The sequence below is a fragment of the Rhizobium sp. 22-785-1 genome, from assembly GCF_053521965.1.
Genome location: NZ_JBNWDI010000001.1, coordinates 877053 through 894166, shown reverse-complemented (window position 1 = coordinate 894166; position 17114 = coordinate 877053). Strand labels below are relative to the sequence as shown.

Genomic DNA, 17114 nt, shown 5'->3' with positions numbered 1-17114 from the left:
ATTGTCGGCAAAACACATCCGGAAGGGGAAGCAGATGAAATCGGGAAATGGCCCGCTCAGAGTCGGTATCGGGGGGCCTGTCGGTTCCGGCAAGACGGCACTGACGGAGAAGCTTTGCAAGGCGATGAGCGCAGAATTTTCGGTCGCGGTCGTAACAAACGATATCTACACCAAGGAAGATGCCGAAGCGCTGGTGCGAATGCAGGCGCTGCCATCGGAGCGAATCGTCGGTGTCGAGACAGGCGGATGCCCGCACACAGCAATCCGTGAGGATGCGACGATCAATCTACAGGCGATTGCCGGTCTGAATGAGCGCTTTCCCGATCTCGATGTCGTCTTCATCGAATCGGGCGGTGACAATCTCGCCGCGACCTTCTCGCCGGATCTGGCGGATATCACGATTTACGTCATCTCGGTTTGCCAAGGCGAGGAAATCCCGCGCAAAGGCGGCCCAGGCATTACCCGATCCGATCTTCTGGTGATCAACAAGAAGGATCTGGCGCCCTATGTTGGCGCCGATCTCGATGTGATGGACAGTGACGCTACGCGCATGCGCAAGGAGATGCCGTTCTTTTTTACCGATATGAAGCGCGGAGAGGGCATCGACCGCATCGTCGGTTTTCTGAAGCAGCAGGGCGGATTGTAAAAAAGTCGCTAGGGGAGGGGCGGTTCGCCAGGACAGTCCCGCCTCAAAAGCGTGTCGTGATCTTGCTCTTCAAGCCCTTGTTATCTCGCATGCCGGCGTCGCAAAGCTGCTGCACACCGTGGCGCGACATGCTCCAAGGCTGGTCTTGAAAATCAAAGCCTGTTCAGGGCAGCGGGGTCGTCGATGTGAATGACGCGGCCGCGCACGCTGACGCCGCAGCTTTTGAGCGTGGAGAAGGCGCGCGACAGTGCTTCCGGCGCCAGGCCGAGTTTGCCTGCCAGGACGCTTTTCTGGAAAGGCAGGCGAAGGGAGTAGGATCCGTTATCCGAAGGCGCCTGCGTCATCAGGTAATGTGCCACCCGCTGAGGTGCGGTTTGCAGCCGGTCATTGGCAACGCAGTCCATGACCTTGAGATTGTTCTTCGAGAGAGTTTGAATAACGGCCCGTGCGACAGTCGGATCGGCCTCCAGCATAGCCCTTATTCTGGCAAGCTCCAGCCGCGCCAGCATGCAGCATTCGGTTGTCTGGGCGCTGTAGCGATTGCCGCCGGTCTCGAAGATCATGCAATCATTGAAAGTCTCACCCGGACCGCAGATGCGGATATCGGCTTCGCGACCATCCCTGCTGGCGCGGAAAAGCCGCACATGGCCGGTCAGAACGTAATAGAGAAAATCCGTCGTTCCGGCCTCGGTGAACAGCATATGGCGCGCTGGTAGCGTCAGCAGCGACGCGGCATCGATCACCGACCTTGCAGACGCCTCGCTCATGGACGACAGAAGATCGCTGCGAATGAGAAGGGATTTGTCCCTACTGGTGAGTTTCTCGGTTCTATTCACGCTCGGCCCTCCAAACCATCCCCTCCTTCATGTCCTCTCGGCCCGTTGACTGTGAGAAGCGCGAAGTTCGGCTATGGATGTTGTCATGGAAAGAGAATAGCGCGCTCCGCGAAGCTCAAATTGATTTCGATCAAACTTTGACAAAAATCATGATGGGGCCGTTTTAATCAGTACGTCGCGGTGGTTCCCAGCGTTGCAGATAGAAAATCATGTCGCGCAGAACGCCTTATGTTGCGCGACATGATCGAAGGCTGGAGAACGTCACTCCGCCGCGAGAGGCGGAAGTCGAAGCACATTGTCGGATTTGCCAGTGCGGGCATCCTTTGGTGTGTTTTTCTCCACTGCCGAAATCCGCTCGTCCATGGCAGCGATTGCCTGGCTGTTTTCTCGCGCGACGTTCGACAGTTCTTCCGATGACAGGATCGGATGCTCGTCCTCTTTCTTGCCGACGAAGCGGCTAAACAGGTGGGCGAGGAGACCAGAGAGATCGTCCATGATCAGGAAGAAAGCCGGGACGACGATGAGCGACAGAACCGTCGAGACGATGATGCCGCCGATCACGGCGATTGCCATCGGGGCGCGGAAGGAGCCGCCTTCGCCGACGCCGAGCGCGGATGGCAGCATGCCAGCCGACATGGCGATCGAGGTCATGATGATCGGGCGGGCACGCTTGCGCCCCGCCTCCACCATGGCGTGAACGCGCTCCATGCCGTGACGGCGCATCTCGATGGCGAAATCGACGAGGAGGATGGCGTTCTTGGTGACGATGCCCATCAGCATCAGAATGCCGATGAGAACCGGCATGGAGAGTGCATTCTGCGTCACGATCAGTGCCACAGCCACACCGCCAATCGCAAGCGGCAGTGAGAAGAGAATGGTGAAGGGCTGGATCACGTCCTTGAAGAGCAGGATGAGAACCACAAGCACCAGAAGCAGGCCAAGCAGCATGGCATTGACGAAGCCCTGCTGCATTTCGCCCTGCACCTTGGCATCACCGCTTTCCGCCAGGCGGACGGTGGACGGAAGCTGCGTTTCTTCGACGATCCGCTTGAACTCAGCCGTCGACGTATCGAGGGCTGTGCCGAAAGGCACGTCGGAGCCGATGGCGACGACGCGGCTTCGGTCATTGCGCTTGATCGAGCTTGGGCCTTCCGCGTAGTCGATATCGGCAACGCTATAGAGGGGAACCGTGGCCCCGGAAGCAGTCTTGATCTTCAGTGCGCGGATGGCAGCCAGATCGCGCCTGACATCAAGCGATGTCTGGACACGGATCGGGATTTGCCGGTCATCGAGTGAGATCTTCGTCAACTGCGCATCGATATCGCCGATAGTGGCAACGCGTACGGTCTGCGAGATCTGCTGCGGCGTAATGCCGAGGCGGGCGATCTGGTCCTTGCGAGGGCGTATCTGCAATTCGGGGCGCGGCAGTGCGCCCTCGGAGCTGACATTGGCAAGGATCGGCGAAGCGCGCAGGCGCGTTTCCAGGATGCCGACTGCCTTGTTCAAATCCTCCTCGCTGGAGGAGAGGAAGTTGAAGGTCAGTTCGCGCTCGCCACGGTCGTTGAGCTTTATGATGCGCACATCCGGAATGCCGTGGATGCTGGCAAAAATCTCGCGTTCCACATCCCATTGCGGTCGGGTTCTGCCATTATCTTCGACCTTTGGCAGATAAGACCCAATGAGCGGGAGAGAGCCGAGGCCATCATTGACGACGGTTTTCAGCAGAGAGTGGTCGATCTTCTTCAGGATGACGCGCACCGTTGCGCGGCGCAGTTCCAGATCGCCTTTTGGCGAAGCGCCGCCGAGGATGAAGACGCTTTCGACGCCATCGATGCCCTTGATCGCGTTGTTGATCTTGGCGGTCGTGGCGTCCGTCTCATCCAGCGTTGCATTCGGCGGAAGCTCGATTGACAGAACGACGCGTGAGGAGTCGTCCGGCGGCAGGAAGCTGCCGGGAACTTGGGCAAGAAGCATAAGCGATGCAACAAGGAAGCCGATCGCACCTAGCAGCGTCAGATAACGTGCCCACCATTTGCGCGTCGTTCCCGTTACCATGCGCGTATAGGCCTTCATCAGGCGACCGTCATTGTCGTGATGATCGTCGACAGCATCGTCGGCGCGCATGAGGTACGCAGCCATCAGCGGCGTGATCAGGCGCGCGACCATCAGCGAGAAGAAGACGGAGAAGGCGACGGTGAGGCCGAACTGAATGAAGTACTGACCGGGAATGCCCGGCATGAACGAGACCGGCACGAAGACGGCGATGATGGTGAAACTGGTGGCGATCACCGCAAGGCCGATTTCATCTGCAGCTTCGAGCGCTGCGCGATAGGGCGTCTTGCCCATCTTGATGTGTCGCGAGATGTTTTCCACCTCCACGATCGCATCGTCGACGAGAATACCGGTGGCGAGCGTCAGCGCCAGGAAGCTGACGAGATTGAGCGAGAAGCCGAGCAGATCCATCACCCAGAAGGTGGGGATGGCCGACAGCGGCAGGGCCACGGCGGCAATGAGGGTGGCGCGCCAGTTGCGCAGGAAGAGCAAAACCACGATGACGGCGAGGATCGAGCCTTCCATCAGCGTATGGAGAGCGGCTTCGTAGTTGCCGTAGGTGAAGTAAACGGAATCATCCACCATCTGGATGGCGACATCCGGATGGTCGGTGCGAACCTTGTCGAGGTTCTGCGCTACGGTCTCGGCCACTGTCACTTCGCTGGCGCCCTTGGCGCGGAAGACGGCGAAGGTGACGGCCGGGTTGCCGTTGAAGCGCGAGAAGGATTTTGGCTCTTCGTACGTATCGGTTACCCGTCCGAGTTCCGATAGTTTGACGAAGTTTCCGTTGGGCAGAGCGATTGTGGTGCTGGAAAGCTCCGCCACGTTGCGCGCGTCACCGAGCGTTCGGATCGTCTGTTCGTTGCCGCCCACTTGTCCGCGACCGGAGCCGAGGTCGATATTGGTGCCACGCAGCTGGTTGTTCACCTCGGCTGCGGTAATGCCATAGGCATCGAGTTTCGATGGATTGAGCGACACGCGCACTTCGCGATCGGCACCGCCGTAGCGGTCGATCTTGCCGACGCCTGGCTGCCCCTGGAGTGCGCGCTTGATCGTGTCATCGACAAACCAGGAGAGCTCTTCCAGCGTCATGTTCGGCGAGGAGACCGCAAAGGTCTGAATCGCCTGGCCTTCGACGTCGATCTTGCTGACGACGGGTTCTTCGATGCCGGCGGGCAGATTGGAGCGTATCTTGTCGATCGCGTCCTTGGTATCCTGCACGGCCTCTTCTGTCGGCTTTTCGATGCGGAAGAGAACAGTCGTCAGCGACTGACCGTCGGTCACGGTGGATTGGATTTCATCGATGCCGCTGATCGAGGCGACGGCATCTTCCACTTCCTTCGTCACCTGCGCCTCCAGCTCGGAGGGCGAGGCGCCGCTCTGCGTCACCGTGATGGCAACGACAGGAACGTCGATATTGGGGAAGCGTGTAATCGGCAGGTCGTAGAATGCCTTGATGCCGAGGAAAATCAGCAGCGCGAAGGCAAGCAGCGGCGCAATCGGATTGCGGATGGACCATGCAGAGAAGTTCATGGTTTTGCCTTCGCTTTAGTTCGAGGCCGCGGCAGCAGCCGGGACCGGGTTGATCTTGTCACCGTCGCGGACGAACGCGCCTGCCTTCTCCACGACCTTATCGCCGAGCGACAGGCCCTGCTTGATTTCCACGAAGCCGGAATCCTGAATGCCGGTCTCGATCTTCACCTGCTTGACGACGCCATTTTCCACCCTGCGCGTGGTGGAGCCTTCGCGACCGGAGATGACCGCCGACAAGGGGAGGGCAAGCGCATTGGCAGAGGCAACGATGATATCGGCGTTCGCATACATGCCCGCTCGCGCAGGGCTATTGGCCGGCAGTACGATGTGAACCGAGCCAAGGCGCGTCGTTGGATCGACGGTCGGTGAGACGATGCGTACCGTGCCCTCGATCTTGCGATTGCCACCGGCGACCGTCAGGCTTGCCTTCTGGCCGACTTCGATCTTCTGAATGTCGGTTTCCGACAGTTCGGCGACGAGTTCGATCGCGCCATCCTTGATGACCGTGAAAAGCGGATTGCCCGACCCGCTGGCGATGGCGCCGATGCGGGCATTCTTGGCGGAGATGATGCCTGCAACGGGCGTCTTCACGCCGGTGCGCGCAAGCTTCAGATCAATATCCTCGATCTGCGCATCCACCACCTTGATATCGGCCTCGCCGACCGTCACGGTCTGCCTGGCGGCTTCCAGCCGGGCTTTGGCCACATCTGCCGCCGCTGCGGTCTGCTCGACTTGAGACACGGAGCCCGAGCCGGATTGGCCGAGGCGGGCGGCGCGGTCCTTCTGGCGGACGGCGTCATCCAGATTGGCCTGGGCTTCGATGACCTGCGCCTTGCTTTGCGCTACAGCCGCTTGCGCCTTTGCCTTGTTGGCTTCCAGCTGGCTCTTCTGCAAAACCAGGCTGTCGCGGGAAAGCTCGGCCAGAACCGCACCCGCTTCCACCTTGTCACCAACATCGACATTGAGCCTATCGACGGCAAGGCCTTCGACCTGTGGCTGCACGTAAATTTCGTCCACCGGGCGAATGGTGCCGGTGGCAATCACGCGGTCCACAAGATCGCGCTTCGCGACTTCCGTTACCACGATGGAGGGCAGGTTATTGCGGCTTGCCTGCACGGGCTCGCCTTCTGCCCATGCCACCGTCTGGAGAGCCGAGCCGAGAAGAAGAAGGGCAGTAAAACCTGCAATCGGTGCGATGCGCATAATGTGTCCGTCCAAAGTGGGTCGCGTGATGCTCGTGCGCCATCATCGGCGCCGTTTATCCCAAGCGAGAAGTGCATGCGATATTCGTTAGACCGTTATACGATATCGGCGTCCATCCGGTTTTCCGAACTTTGATTTCGACGATACTGCACCAGCGTGTCCCATCCCCCTGGCGCAAGCTTGGTAAGAGCTCTTGTACAGGGAATTTAAATGCGCAATCGCTACTTTTCAATCCGTGTAGCCAGAGGTTCGGCTATACATTTATGAATAATGGCTCGCGATCGGGATCGACAGTTACGGGCTGAGATCGCTGGTGGTTACGTGTTTTTCCCAAGGCGGACCATCTTGACGAGAAAACATGACGATTATCATCAACTTTATTCTTTACTCTAAAACTCATCTTTAATATCGTGGCGGCAAGAACCGGCGGAGGGTCGGGTTTCAACAGCAAGGTGAGGCATGGCGCGGAAAGAGAAAAAGAAGGCAGTCCGGGGCAAGCAGGATGAACGCTCTCAATCGCCAGTGACATCCGTCCAGCAGCAGGCACCGTCCGGTCCGAAAAGCTTTCTCTATGTCGGCGGGCGCGATTGCCAGGTGGCGCATCTGCGTCAGATCGCCAGCAATTTCGATGCCGAACTGATCCATCATGACGGGGGGTTGCGCGAAGCGGTGTCCCGCATCGACACGCTGTTGCCTTCGGTCGACTGCGTCTTCTGCCCCATCGACTGTATCAGCCACGACGCGTGTCTGCGCGTCAAATCCGGCTGCAAGAAGTTCGGCAAGACGTTTATCCCGCTGCGCAACGGTAGCAAGTCGAGCCTTGAGCGGGCGCTGCAGACGATGAATGAGCGCGGTGCGAATTAAGGGCTGATGCGCTAGCGCCCCGTTGTCTGTGAGCGGGGGTGGAGCAGGACTTTAAGGCGTCTCAAGTTCATGATGTGTCTTCGTGTTCTCCCGTCATCCTCGGCCTTGAGCCGAGGATCCACAGCCGCACCCGTATGCGTTTGGAAAACATGGACCTTCGGGTCACGCCCGAGGATGACGGAGAGGTTCAGGCTGCGCTGCCGCCTCTCCGCGGGAGAGTTTCTTGTCGCCCTCTACAAAGCGTTTTTCCGGATCACGTCGCTCAGCCAGTGATACGACGCTTTCGGAATTCGCTGCAGTGTCGGGTAATCGACATAGACCAGACCGAACCGCTTGGAATATCCGCGACCCCATTCGAAATTGTCCATCAGCGACCAGGCGAAATAGCCCCGGATATCGTGGCCTTCTTCCAGCGCGTCGAGAAGGACGTTCAGATATCCTTCGAAATAGGCGATGCGATCCTTGTCGATGACCTTGCGGTCAGGGCCGAGAGCGTCCGGATATGACGCGCCATTTTCCGTGATGTAGATCGTCGGCTTGTTATAGCGCTCGCTGGTGTCGCGGATCTGTTCAAGGAATGCCTGCGGATCGACGACCCAGTTGACGTCTGTCAGCGGCCCCATGCCGGTAGGCGGCGCGGTTTCTGCGACGCCGAAGGTCGTGTTCTTGTTGGGGCCGACGAAGACAGGATTATAGTGGTTGAGCCCGAAGAAATCCATTGTCTGGTTGATGTCGGCCATGTCGTCGCCGATGATCAGCGGCTCCATTTCCCTGCCGATCGGCTCTGGGTAGGTGCCTAGCCACAGGGGATCGACGGTAACGCGGCGCCACAGGCAGTCGCCCAGAATGCGGGCTTCCTCGTGAGCAGCGTCGTCATAATGCGGGCGAACGGGACCAAGCGAGACGATGTTGCCGACCTCTGCCTTTGGTGCTTCCGCGCGCACGGCCTTGACCGAATAGCCATGGGCGAGGTTCAGCGTGTGGATGGCTTTCAGGCTGTCCTCGTAGGACTGCTTGCCCGGCGCGTGGCGGCCGACATTATAGGCGACCCAGGGAATGACATTCGGTTCATTGATCGGGGCAAAGCGCTTGACGCGGTCGCCAAAGTGCCGGGCAATCGTCGCGGCATAATCGGCAAAGATCTTGGGCGTCTCGCGTGAGCGCCAGCCGCCCTTTTCCTCCACTGCCACCGGCATGTCCCAGTGATGCAGGCAGATCCACGGCTCGATGCCTTCATGCAAAAGGAGGTCGATAACGCGATCGTAGAAATCGAGCCCGCGCTGGTTCATCTGACCCGACCCTTCGGGGAAAATGCGTGGCCATGCGGTCGACAGGCGGTAGGCGCCGACGCCGAGACCGCTCATCAGGCCGATGTCTTCCGGATAGCGATGGTAGTGATCGCAGGCGATGTCCGCCGTCTCGCCATTGGTGGTGCGGCCCGGCGTGTGGGCATAGACATCCCATACGCTCTGGCCGCGGCCATCCTTGTTGACGGCGCCTTCTGTCTGGAAGGCGGAGGCGGCGACGCCCCAGAGAAAGTCCTTGGGAAAGGATCGCGTCATGACATGTGCTCATTATCGATGAAGGAAGCTTGCGACGTGCCCCACGCGGGATGCGGGACACGTATGTTCTTGGGAGGAGAGTTGCACTCAGTTGCCGGTGCTGACATTCCAGAAATAGGGCCAGGGCGATGGCGTGAAGTCCTTGAGCGTCTTCTTCTTCGAACTGAGCGCGTTGAAGTCACCGACCTTGTAGACCGGGGCTTCCTCATAGAAGACCTTCTGGATTTCGGTGAACAGCGCCTTGCGCTTTTCAGGATCGGATTCAGCAATGAAGGGCTCGACTGATGCGGCCTTGGCAGGCGTCGACCACCAGCCGGGATAGCTGTCGGACATCCAGCCATTAAGAATCGGCTCTGGCGGGAACGGGCCGTGGGTGATGAAGATATCCCACAGTTTCGGGTCGGCGCGGCGGGTTGTGAGCGTTGCCCAGTCGAACACGCCAAGCTCGACCTTGAAGCCGGCGGCCTTCAGATATTCGGCTGCGACCTGCGCCATCTTGTAATGGAATTCATACTGGCGGCTGGTCAGGATGCGGATTGGCTTTTCGCCGTCATAGCCGGCTTTTTTGGCCATGGCTGCCGCAGCTTCGGGGTCGCCCGCGCCATAGCGCTCGATGCCTTCTTCCGTGTGCCATGTGTAGCCTTGTGGATAGAGCGCGCCATCGACGGCGAAGAATTCCGGATTGCCGAAGGCGGCCAGCAGCATGTCTTCCGGGTTCAGCGCGGCCTGGATGGCGTGACGCATCTCCTTATTGGCAAGCACGCCTTCCTTGGTGTTCATCACCATAACCGGCGCACCATAGGGCTTCAGCACCACAGGCTCGGAAGCCTGCGACGCCTTCAGACGGTCGAAGGTTTCAGGCGGTAGAGAATCGGCATAGTCGAACTGCCCGGAGACGGCACCTTCGAGGCGGGTGTTGGCGTCGGGGACAGGCACGAAGCGGACTTCATCCAGGATGGCCTTGCGCGCACCACCAAAACCGTTGGCCGCTTCCGAACGCGACTGGTAGCCATCGAAGCGGACCAACTGGATATATTGGTCGGCCTTGCGTTCTTTCAGCATGTAAGGGCCTGTGCCGATGATCTTCGTCAATGGGTCTTCGGCAAGATTTGCCTTCGGCATGATGACGGCGGCGGAGTTGTTGAAGGCCAGAAGCGACAGCAGGGGTGCATAGGGCTTGTTCAGCACGATCTGGATGGCGTCATCGCCCTTGGCGGTAACCGAAGTCAGATAGGGTGCGACCTGCTTGCCGCGCGATGCGATCTTTGCCCAACGCTCGATCGAGGCGACGACATCGGCCGATGTCATGGTGGCGCCGTCATGGAACTTGATGCCCTTGCGCAGGACGATGTCATAGGTCTTGCCGTCGGCCGAGACGGTCGGCATGCCCTCGGCCAGCAGCGGAACGACATTCCATTCGGCATCGAATGTGAAGAGCGTCTCGAAGATATGCTGCGTGATCATGCCCACCACATCGGCGGTCGAGGCCATTGGGTCGAGTGTGGGTGGTTCGCCGATGGTGGCGACATTGACGACACCGCTGGCAAGAGTGGGGGTGGAGATGGCTGGCAAGAACAGCAAGGAGGCTGCAAGCAGAGTGCGTTTAAGCATGACGTTCCCTCTATTAAATCCATAATAATGGAATATGCATTCTTATTGCGTCATACTGTAGCGGGATGATTTGCGTTGTCAAATGCGTTTGCGCAGCAAAGCTGCGTGCAAGAAACATTGGTAGGGCTCGACGAAAATCGATGTGATGCGGCATGCGTCTCGTGGCGGAAACGCGCCAAAACGTAGCCGTCACCCGCGAGTCGTGCCTCGAGCGAAGTAACCGGCGGTGAGGGTAGGAGATGTGCCGTTGCCTGGCTGCGTCGCTCGGGCTTAGGCTGCTTCCAAAAGGCCTGCTACGCGCCGGAGCTTAGCCAGATCTTGTTCGATCATCGATGTTGCCTCGGCACGCTTTATTGCGCTTCTCGAATGGTGAAGGGCAATGCGTCTGAACTCGGGGTGGCGAAATCCGGAAAGCGTGATGAACGCTTTCTGCAATCGAATGCCCACTTCGACGATCGCGGCGCCGTCCCGGGCAAGCGGAATGAAGAGATCATCAAAGACATCTTCGAGCCTGATGGGCGCGACATGCAGACCTGGATATTGCACATCGATATCGTCGGCGTGTTCATCCCAGACGGCCAAGACACGCATGTATCTCGAAATCAAATCGATCGCAGTTCCGGAATCGTTGATCGCTTGCGACAATGACCGGGACGCAATTTCAGCCAGAACCGCGGCACCGAAACGGGGATCCTGGTCAAAGGACCGCACGTCGCCGATCGTGAACGCTGAGGCTATGCGCTTTTGGACCTCTTCATCGACGTCGCCGACAATCCAGGCCAGGGGAATATTCGGGGCAACAAGCTTGCCGGCGATCGCCACCACTGCGATGTCTATGTCGAATTCTTCCGAGATTTGCCCCAGCACGCCACCATCCACATGCTGGACGTAGCCGACCTTTGGCTGGTGGACGGGCGTGTTTGGCGCGCCGAGCCTCGGATCATTCTCCTCCAGTTTTTTCCCGCCAAGGCAGGGACTTTTTATCCAGGCCCGAAGGGCTTCTATGGTCGCTTTTTCCACCCTCTCGGTCGTCTCGGTGACGCGACCGAGGCGTGAGAGATGATCGATCCACCGGAGCAAGGTGACGATGATGAGAATGATGACGCCGATCGTCACGACGAAAAGAATGACCCGGCCCTGGTCGCCGTAGACACCGGTCGCCAGCGCGATGATGCCGACGAGACTGAAGAGGAAAGAGCCGACGAAAGTGGCCAGCACGTTTTGTGTCGTGCTGTCTTCCATCACGAGCTTGGTGGCTCGCGGCGTGACATTGTTGGTTGCTGCCGAATAGGCGGCGACCATCGTGCTCAAGGAGAAGGTAGTGACCGTCAGCATGCTCGACGCGATGATGCCGAGGATCTTGTCGACAGCGTCAGCGCCGATCTTCGCCGGAAGATCTGCAGGAATGTAAGAGGAAAAGGCAACGGCGAGAAGCGCGGATGCGACGCCTCCGAGTGAAAACAGAGTGGCCCTGAACCATATCCGCCGGACAATCTGGTTGATCCACCACTGCCATTTCGATGTCATTTAGCCCCCGCTCCATTGCAGCCCGATCGTCCGTCGCCGCCGGCTTGAATACTCTGTTGGAGCGATAACGAGGTTACGCAAACGGCGTTCCGTCTCTAGCGCAGCCGGCGCTGATGGCCTGCCGCGGCGGCTCTCGTCGTCAGGTCAGTCGCGCGCGGTCTTGAAGAAGGCCGAAAGTGAAAGCGCCAGCCAGCCGAAAATCATGCCAAGCCCGCCAGCAGGTGCTGCCATGGGAAAAAGGCTTGCGCCGGTGAAATGCTTCGACACCAGATCACCGGCGAAAAGTGCGGTGCCCAGACCCAGAAGAATGGCAGAGGGCAGGGCGGTTTTAATACGGTCCCAGCCGAGATGGAGGCCAAGCAGCACCGGCGCATGGGCTAGACACATGGCAGACGCGTTGCCAAGCATATAGGTGGCGCCGGTGTGGGTGGCGGCCGCAGCAAGTGCAACGCCGGATGCGCCGAGCAGGCCGCCCAGAAACAGCGTCGCGGCTCTCAAAATACCATCTTTCATTGCTGGCCTTCCTCCCGGTTCTGCATGTGGAAGGCCAGTTTCTCGACCGGTCCCCAGATGATTTCGCGCAACTTCGGGTTCTCGATTGTTTCATCCATCGCGCGTCGGAAGTACAGCAGCCACTCGTCGCGCTCCGTTGCGCCAATGGGTGCAACGAAATGGCGGCGGCGCAGCATTGGGTGGCCGTGTTTTTCCACATAAACGGGCGGTCCACCGAGATAGCCGGTGAGGTAATCGTAGAACTTGCTTTCGCTGCCGGTCAAATCCGGCGGGTGGATAGCGCGGCAATGCGCAGCTTCCGGAAGGGTATCCATCAGCTCATAGAAGCGCCTGGTCAGGGCGCGAACCGTCGCGTCGCCACCAATGGCTTCATAGAGAGTGATCGTTTCGTCTGCCAAGCCGTGCCGCCTCCGTCTGATCCGCTTTCTGGCGCGTAACCACGCAAAGTGCAATCGTAAAGGCGGTGGATGCGGCAATTTGCGTCGCCGCATCCGGGTGATGGGTTGAACGGATCAGCCGAAATTGCGGATGAGATCCAGTCCTTGATTGAGCAACGCATTGGCCTCGTCTTCATTGGCCGCTTCCACATAGCAGCGCATTTCCGGCGCATTGCCGGACGGGCGGAAGTGGATGGTGTTGCCATTAGTCAATGTGACCCGCAACCCGTCGATATCGCTCGTGGACTGGACTTCGCCGACCGGGCGCAGGAACTGCTCGAGATTGCTGCGCGAGGCACGCAGATGCTCCATCAGCGCCGAGCTTTTCTCCTGAGCGAAATTCTGCAGGCGGTCGGCTGCGGCGACGGGCAGACTATAGGCTGCGGCAATCTGCGAGAGCTTTTTCTTCTCCAAAGCTTTCAATTGCAGCGTTGCGAGGATCGGCAGGAAGCAGTCTCGGGTTGGCAACGGCGCGATGATCTTGCCATGCAGGTTAAAGGGGGTTCCGGTCAGGAAACCGCCATTGGCTTCGAAGCCGACGATGCGATCGCTTCCCTCGCCGAGCGCGTCCGCCATACCGGCAATGACGAAGGGCGAACCAACCTTGGTGCGGACAACTTGGAACTCGCCTGCCGCTTCGATACCGGAATTGGAGGTAACCGGTGTGACGACGACCTGTGCCTTCAGGAAGTTGGCAGTGATGAGGCCGATCAGATCGCCACGCAACGGTGTGCCGGTTTCATCCGCCAGAAGGGGTCGATCACCATCGCCATCGGCAGATACGATCGCGTCCAACCCATGCTCGGGCGCCCAGGCTTTCAACTTCTCCAGCGTTTCAGGAGAAACGGCTTCGGTGTCCACCGGAATGAAACTTTCGGAACGACCGAGCGCAATGACCTCTGCGCCATAATGCGCCAGTACATCGACAAATAGATCCCGCGCCACCGTGCTGTGCTGATAAACGCCAATCTTCAAGCCTTGCAGCGCATTTTCCTGCAGGAGGCCGATGTTGCGCTCGTAAAAGAGCCGGGTCGCTTCGGCGGCACGGGTTTGGGCAGCGCCTTTTTCTTCCGTCAGTTCGTCCTGCTTCAGGTTCGCAGCCAGATCGGCAATTGCTGTTTCATCCTGCTTGTCGATTTCGCCATCGGGACGGTAGAATTTGATGCCGTTCCGGTCTGCCGGGATATGCGAGCCGGTGATCATCAGCGCAGCCGCCTTGAGAGACAGGCCATAAAGCGCAAGGGCAGGTGTGGGCAGCGCGCCACAATCGATCGGCTTCCAACCTGCGCCCTCTAGCGCTGCGATACAGCTTGACGCGATGGCGGGGCTGGAGTCACGAAAATCCTGGCCAATCAGGATCGGATCGCCAGGTTGCGCCAACCCAGCGTTCAGCAGGTGCCGGGCAAAGGCCGTGGCGTAGAGGGAAGAGGCCTTACCCTTCAAATCTTCCGAAAGACCGCGCAAACCGCTCGTTCCAAACTTCAGACTCATCTGACAAAGCTCCTTATGCTGTAACTGTCGGCGGCCTGTTTATGAGAGGCCCTCGCCATCCCTAACGCCAAACGTCCGGCATTGATCCCGCTCCATCGCCTAAACGGTGGTATTCTATTGCCGCTGACGTTGGAAGGGTCTGTTTTCTTGTCGCCATAGCAGTCATGCGCCAAGCTTGGTGTCTTTCGATCCATGTTCTATACCGGCGAGTGACGTTTACGGGATAGGATAGAATGGACACTGTATCGATCGACAATCGTGGCGATTTCGGCCTCTGGGCTATTGAGCGCGCCAAGGCGATTATCGCGGTGGAGGCTTCCGAGCTTGCCATTGCATCGCGCGATGGCAAGGAGGAGGACATTCGCGAGGCGGCAAATGCGCTGGGTGCGGCAATCTCCGCAGCCCTGCTCGAAGTTTATGACGGGTTGGTGCCGGAGGAGTGATCGGCGCCTCGAATGCCTGAATAGCGCAGCGCGATAAAAGCGGTGAGGCAGGCGACGGCGAAAGCATTGAGGTTGAAGAGTTTGCCCAGATCCTGCGCGCTCCAGAGGTGAAGCGCGTCGCCAATCAGATACCGGGTGGCCAGGAAGCCGGCAAAGACGAAGCCCGTCAGGCCGATCTGCCAGAGTTTTTCGCTCGCCCTGAAGGACAGTGCTACCAGCATGATGCAGGCGGCGAAGAATAGCTCGGTCCCCGATCCGGTGCCGAAAAGTTTCGTTTCGAACACGGTATCGATCGTCCCGATGACCGGCAGTGCGATCCTTGCTGCGAGTGCCGAACGCTTGGCGATAAACGGGATGGCGAGGAAGAAGGGCATGGAAAGGACGCTGATCCACGCCGCCTCGACGCCGTTGCCCACCACCCACCAGATCGTTGGCGGGTAGAATGGCTTGTTGGCGACGATAACCCAGGCAACCGTTACCGTGGCCGCCGTGAGGGCGTCTTGTCTGCCATTTCGACCGGACGGCATCATTTGCCGACCGGTTTCAGCAAGTAGTGTCCGACGCCCCAAACCTGACCCTGGTCGTGGCCGAAGAGCCCGGCGGTCGCGAGGAAAAACAGTCTCCAGCGCCGATGCCAGAGCGCGGCGTCCTTTCCATAGACGCGTTGCAGGATCGGCCTGATACGCTCAGATTCGCGGTCGAAATTGGCAAGCCAGTCCATGGCCGTGCGGCGATAATGAGTGCCGGACCAACGCCACTCCGCCTCCACCGCGTACACATCGCCAAACCGATGCGGCAGGTCGTGCGCCGGCATGATACCGCCGGTGAAGAAGTGATGCGCGATCCAGTCGGCTGGATCGTCCGGATTGAAACGGTAGGAGCGGTTCTTGTGGGTGAAGACATGGATGAACAAACGGCCATCCGTCTTTAGCCAGCCGTTGGTGCGTTCAAACAGCGCCCGCCAGTTGGACATGTGTTCGAACATTTCCACCGAAACGATACGGTCGTAGATGCCCGATGGCGCGAAGTCATTCATGTCAGCAGTGATGACGGTCAGGTTGGTCAGACCCTGCCGCTCGGCTTCGCCAACGATATAGGCACGCTGGGAGGAGGAATTTGAAACGGAGGTGATGCGGGAATTGGGAAATTGCCGCGCCAGATAGAGTGAAAGCGAACCCCATCCGCAGCCAAGTTCGAGGATATCCATGCCGTCGTAGATATCGGCGTGCTTGACGGTTTCTGCCAGGGCGGCGGTTTCGGCATCGGCCAGCGTAGTGGTGTCGCTCGGATAGTAGCAGCAGGAATATTTGCGCTGCGGACCAAGGACCAGCGAGAAGAATTCGGCCGGAACCTCGTAATGCTGTCGATTGGCCTCATCCGTATGGGTTGCGACCGGGAAGTCCGCCATGTCTCGGGCAAAGGCCAGTTCGTCGCCGTCCGGTACCTTTTCAAGTCGGCGCTTGGTGCGGTTGCAGAGGAAGTCGATGCCGGTCAGTGTCAGACTATCGGAAAGAGGTGCCTTTTCCGCAGCGTTGATGGCGAATGCCAACATATTCATGTCATGCCTCCTCTTTGCGTGGTCCGGGGAAAAACGCGTTGACGCGACGCTGAAGCGCGCGAAACTTTTCGCCGCGCGAGCGCAGCATGTGATCTTCGAGCGGCGGTATGCCCGATGCATGGACGAGCAACCAATACATCAGCGCGGGCGCCAAAAGTGCCGCCCATGCGAAGGGCGAGGGGCCAGTCAGAGCCAGAAGTGGCCATGAACACCAGTAGAGCCATTCAAAGAAATAATTGGGGTGGCGAGAGTATCGCCAGAAACCCTCTTCGCACACTTCCGTCTTCGCTTCAGGCTTCTTGCGAAAACGCGTGAGCTGCCGGTCGGAAAGCGCTTCGCCCGCGACGGCGAGAAGTCCGATCACAACTGCCACGAGATCGAGCGAATGCGGGAAGGACGCCGTATTGAATGCCGCCAGATAAATGGCGAGCACCAGAATAAACCCAGCTAAAGCCTGAATTTGCAGGAAAAGAAAGAGACGTTTAGAAGCGCTGCCTCCCCATTCCTCTATGAGCTTGGCATAGCGCGGATCTTCGCCACCACCCTTCGTTCGAAAGCCGATATGGCTTCCCAAACGAATGGACCAGACAACGATCAGAAGAAACGCTGCGAGCCTGCGCTGCGTCGTGCCGGAGGCAATCAGGATCGCGATTATGCCGCCGATGCCGATCGCAAAGGACCAAATCGTGTCGATCCAGCCGCTGGCGCCGGTGCGGCGCTGCACGGCCCAGGCCGCTACCATGGCAAGCGAGAGGCCAATGGCGATGAGAAACAGGAAGAGGACATCCATCGAAAGGTGCTTTCCGTGATCGAGCCTATATAATCCAAATCTACGGAT

14 protein-coding genes and 1 pseudogene are annotated in these 17114 nt (G+C 58.9%); 3 read left to right on the top strand and 12 right to left on the bottom strand.

What is annotated here, in order from left to right:
• Positions 1–34 precede the first annotated feature (34 nt).
• Positions 35–646, top strand: coding sequence for an urease accessory protein UreG (gene ureG / locus ACQZ5M_RS04200; protein WP_296020079.1), 612 nt, complete (start codon positions 35–37; stop codon positions 644–646).
• A 152-nt stretch (positions 647–798) separates the two neighbouring features.
• On the opposite strand, the gene ACQZ5M_RS04195 is transcribed toward ureG, so the two are convergent.
• The 3 genes from ACQZ5M_RS04195 to ACQZ5M_RS04185 all read right to left on the bottom strand — a co-directional run bounded on the left by ACQZ5M_RS04195 (position 799) and on the right by ACQZ5M_RS04185 (position 6270).
• On the bottom strand, positions 799–1482 hold the full coding sequence (locus ACQZ5M_RS04195; protein WP_296073931.1) for a cyclic nucleotide-binding domain-containing protein: 684 nt from the start codon (positions 1480–1482) through the stop codon (positions 799–801).
• 261 nt (positions 1483–1743) lie between these two features.
• Entirely contained in the window at positions 1744–5067 is a 3324-nt protein-coding gene (locus ACQZ5M_RS04190; RefSeq protein WP_449079141.1) for an efflux RND transporter permease subunit, read from the bottom strand.
• Positions 5068–5082: 15 nt separating this feature from the next.
• The gene (locus tag ACQZ5M_RS04185) at positions 5083–6270 is read right to left on the bottom strand and encodes an efflux RND transporter periplasmic adaptor subunit (RefSeq protein ID WP_449079140.1); all 1188 of its coding nucleotides are present in this window, start codon (positions 6268–6270) and stop codon (positions 5083–5085) included.
• Between the two features lie 558 nt (positions 6271–6828).
• Between ACQZ5M_RS04185 and ACQZ5M_RS04180 the strand changes: the two are divergent.
• Positions 6829–7134: pseudogene (locus ACQZ5M_RS04180) on the top strand (DUF2325 domain-containing protein); the annotation flags it as partial.
• Positions 7135–7367: 233 nt separating this feature from the next.
• Here the strand turns inward: ACQZ5M_RS04180 and ACQZ5M_RS04175 are convergent.
• From ACQZ5M_RS04175 to ACQZ5M_RS04150, 6 genes are all read right to left on the bottom strand, one after another.
• Entirely contained in the window at positions 7368–8696 is a 1329-nt protein-coding gene (locus ACQZ5M_RS04175) for a GH1 family beta-glucosidase (protein WP_449079139.1), read from the bottom strand.
• Positions 8697–8783: 87 nt separating this feature from the next.
• Positions 8784–10307: an ABC transporter substrate-binding protein gene (locus ACQZ5M_RS04170; RefSeq protein ID WP_449079138.1), complete on the bottom strand. Its 1524-nt coding sequence runs from the start codon at positions 10305–10307 to the stop codon at positions 8784–8786.
• Between the two features lie 270 nt (positions 10308–10577).
• Positions 10578–11834 carry a DUF2254 domain-containing protein gene (locus tag ACQZ5M_RS04165; RefSeq protein WP_296077427.1) on the bottom strand — a complete coding sequence of 419 codons (1257 nt, stop codon included), beginning with the start codon at positions 11832–11834 and terminating at the stop codon, positions 10578–10580.
• Between the two features lie 144 nt (positions 11835–11978).
• Entirely contained in the window at positions 11979–12347 is a 369-nt protein-coding gene (locus tag ACQZ5M_RS04160; RefSeq protein ID WP_296077425.1) for a DUF423 domain-containing protein, read from the bottom strand.
• Positions 12344–12745, bottom strand: a complete 402-nt coding sequence (locus tag ACQZ5M_RS04155) for a group II truncated hemoglobin (protein WP_449079137.1) — start codon at positions 12743–12745, stop codon at positions 12344–12346. Before ACQZ5M_RS04155 ends, ACQZ5M_RS04160 begins: the two co-directional genes overlap by 4 nt.
• Positions 12746–12859: 114 nt before the next feature.
• Complete coding sequence (locus tag ACQZ5M_RS04150) at positions 12860–14275, bottom strand: phosphomannomutase (protein WP_296077423.1); 1416 nt, start codon at positions 14273–14275, stop codon at positions 12860–12862.
• A 233-nt stretch (positions 14276–14508) separates the two neighbouring features.
• On the opposite strand from ACQZ5M_RS04150, the gene ACQZ5M_RS04145 reads away from it, so the two are divergent.
• Entirely contained in the window at positions 14509–14718 is a 210-nt protein-coding gene (locus tag ACQZ5M_RS04145) for a hypothetical protein (RefSeq protein ID WP_296020052.1), read from the top strand.
• Here the strand turns inward: ACQZ5M_RS04145 and ACQZ5M_RS04140 are convergent.
• From ACQZ5M_RS04140 to ACQZ5M_RS04130, 3 genes are read right to left on the bottom strand one after another with little or no spacing between them, the layout of a single operon-like run.
• Positions 14691–15248, bottom strand: a complete 558-nt coding sequence (locus ACQZ5M_RS04140) for a hypothetical protein (RefSeq protein WP_365999341.1) — start codon at positions 15246–15248, stop codon at positions 14691–14693. The genes ACQZ5M_RS04145 and ACQZ5M_RS04140 overlap by 28 nt on opposite strands.
• On the bottom strand, positions 15245–16276 hold the full coding sequence (locus ACQZ5M_RS04135; RefSeq protein WP_296077421.1) for an SAM-dependent methyltransferase: 1032 nt from the start codon (positions 16274–16276) through the stop codon (positions 15245–15247). The genes ACQZ5M_RS04140 and ACQZ5M_RS04135 overlap by 4 nt, the downstream gene beginning before the upstream one ends.
• Before the next feature lies 1 nt (position 16277).
• The gene (locus tag ACQZ5M_RS04130; RefSeq protein ID WP_296040682.1) at positions 16278–17066 is read right to left on the bottom strand and encodes a DUF1295 domain-containing protein; all 789 of its coding nucleotides are present in this window, start codon (positions 17064–17066) and stop codon (positions 16278–16280) included.
• Positions 17067–17114: the final 48 nt, after the last annotated feature.

Excerpts from the sequence above, each read along its gene's own strand:
- ureG (WP_296020079.1), top strand. The coding sequence starts at position 35 with ATGAAATCGGGAAATGGCCCGCTCAGAGTCGGTATCGGGGGGCCTGTC.
- ACQZ5M_RS04190 (WP_449079141.1), bottom strand. The coding sequence starts at position 5,067 with ATGAACTTCTCTGCATGGTCCATCCGCAATCCGATTGCGCCGCTGCTT.
- ACQZ5M_RS04185 (WP_449079140.1), bottom strand. The coding sequence starts at position 6,270 with ATGCGCATCGCACCGATTGCAGGTTTTACTGCCCTTCTTCTTCTCGGC.
- ACQZ5M_RS04175 (WP_449079139.1), bottom strand. The coding sequence starts at position 8,696 with ATGACGCGATCCTTTCCCAAGGACTTTCTCTGGGGCGTCGCCGCCTCC.
- ACQZ5M_RS04170 (WP_449079138.1), bottom strand. The coding sequence starts at position 10,307 with ATGCTTAAACGCACTCTGCTTGCAGCCTCCTTGCTGTTCTTGCCAGCC.
- ACQZ5M_RS04165 (WP_296077427.1), bottom strand. The coding sequence starts at position 11,834 with ATGACATCGAAATGGCAGTGGTGGATCAACCAGATTGTCCGGCGGATA.
- ACQZ5M_RS04160 (WP_296077425.1), bottom strand. The coding sequence starts at position 12,347 with ATGAAAGATGGTATTTTGAGAGCCGCGACGCTGTTTCTGGGCGGCCTG.
- ACQZ5M_RS04150 (WP_296077423.1), bottom strand. The coding sequence starts at position 14,275 with ATGAGTCTGAAGTTTGGAACGAGCGGTTTGCGCGGTCTTTCGGAAGAT.
- ACQZ5M_RS04145 (WP_296020052.1), top strand. The coding sequence starts at position 14,509 with ATGGACACTGTATCGATCGACAATCGTGGCGATTTCGGCCTCTGGGCT.
- ACQZ5M_RS04140 (WP_365999341.1), bottom strand. The coding sequence starts at position 15,248 with ATGATGCCGTCCGGTCGAAATGGCAGACAAGACGCCCTCACGGCGGCC.
- ACQZ5M_RS04135 (WP_296077421.1), bottom strand. The coding sequence starts at position 16,276 with ATGAATATGTTGGCATTCGCCATCAACGCTGCGGAAAAGGCACCTCTT.
- ACQZ5M_RS04130 (WP_296040682.1), bottom strand. The coding sequence starts at position 17,066 with ATGGATGTCCTCTTCCTGTTTCTCATCGCCATTGGCCTCTCGCTTGCC.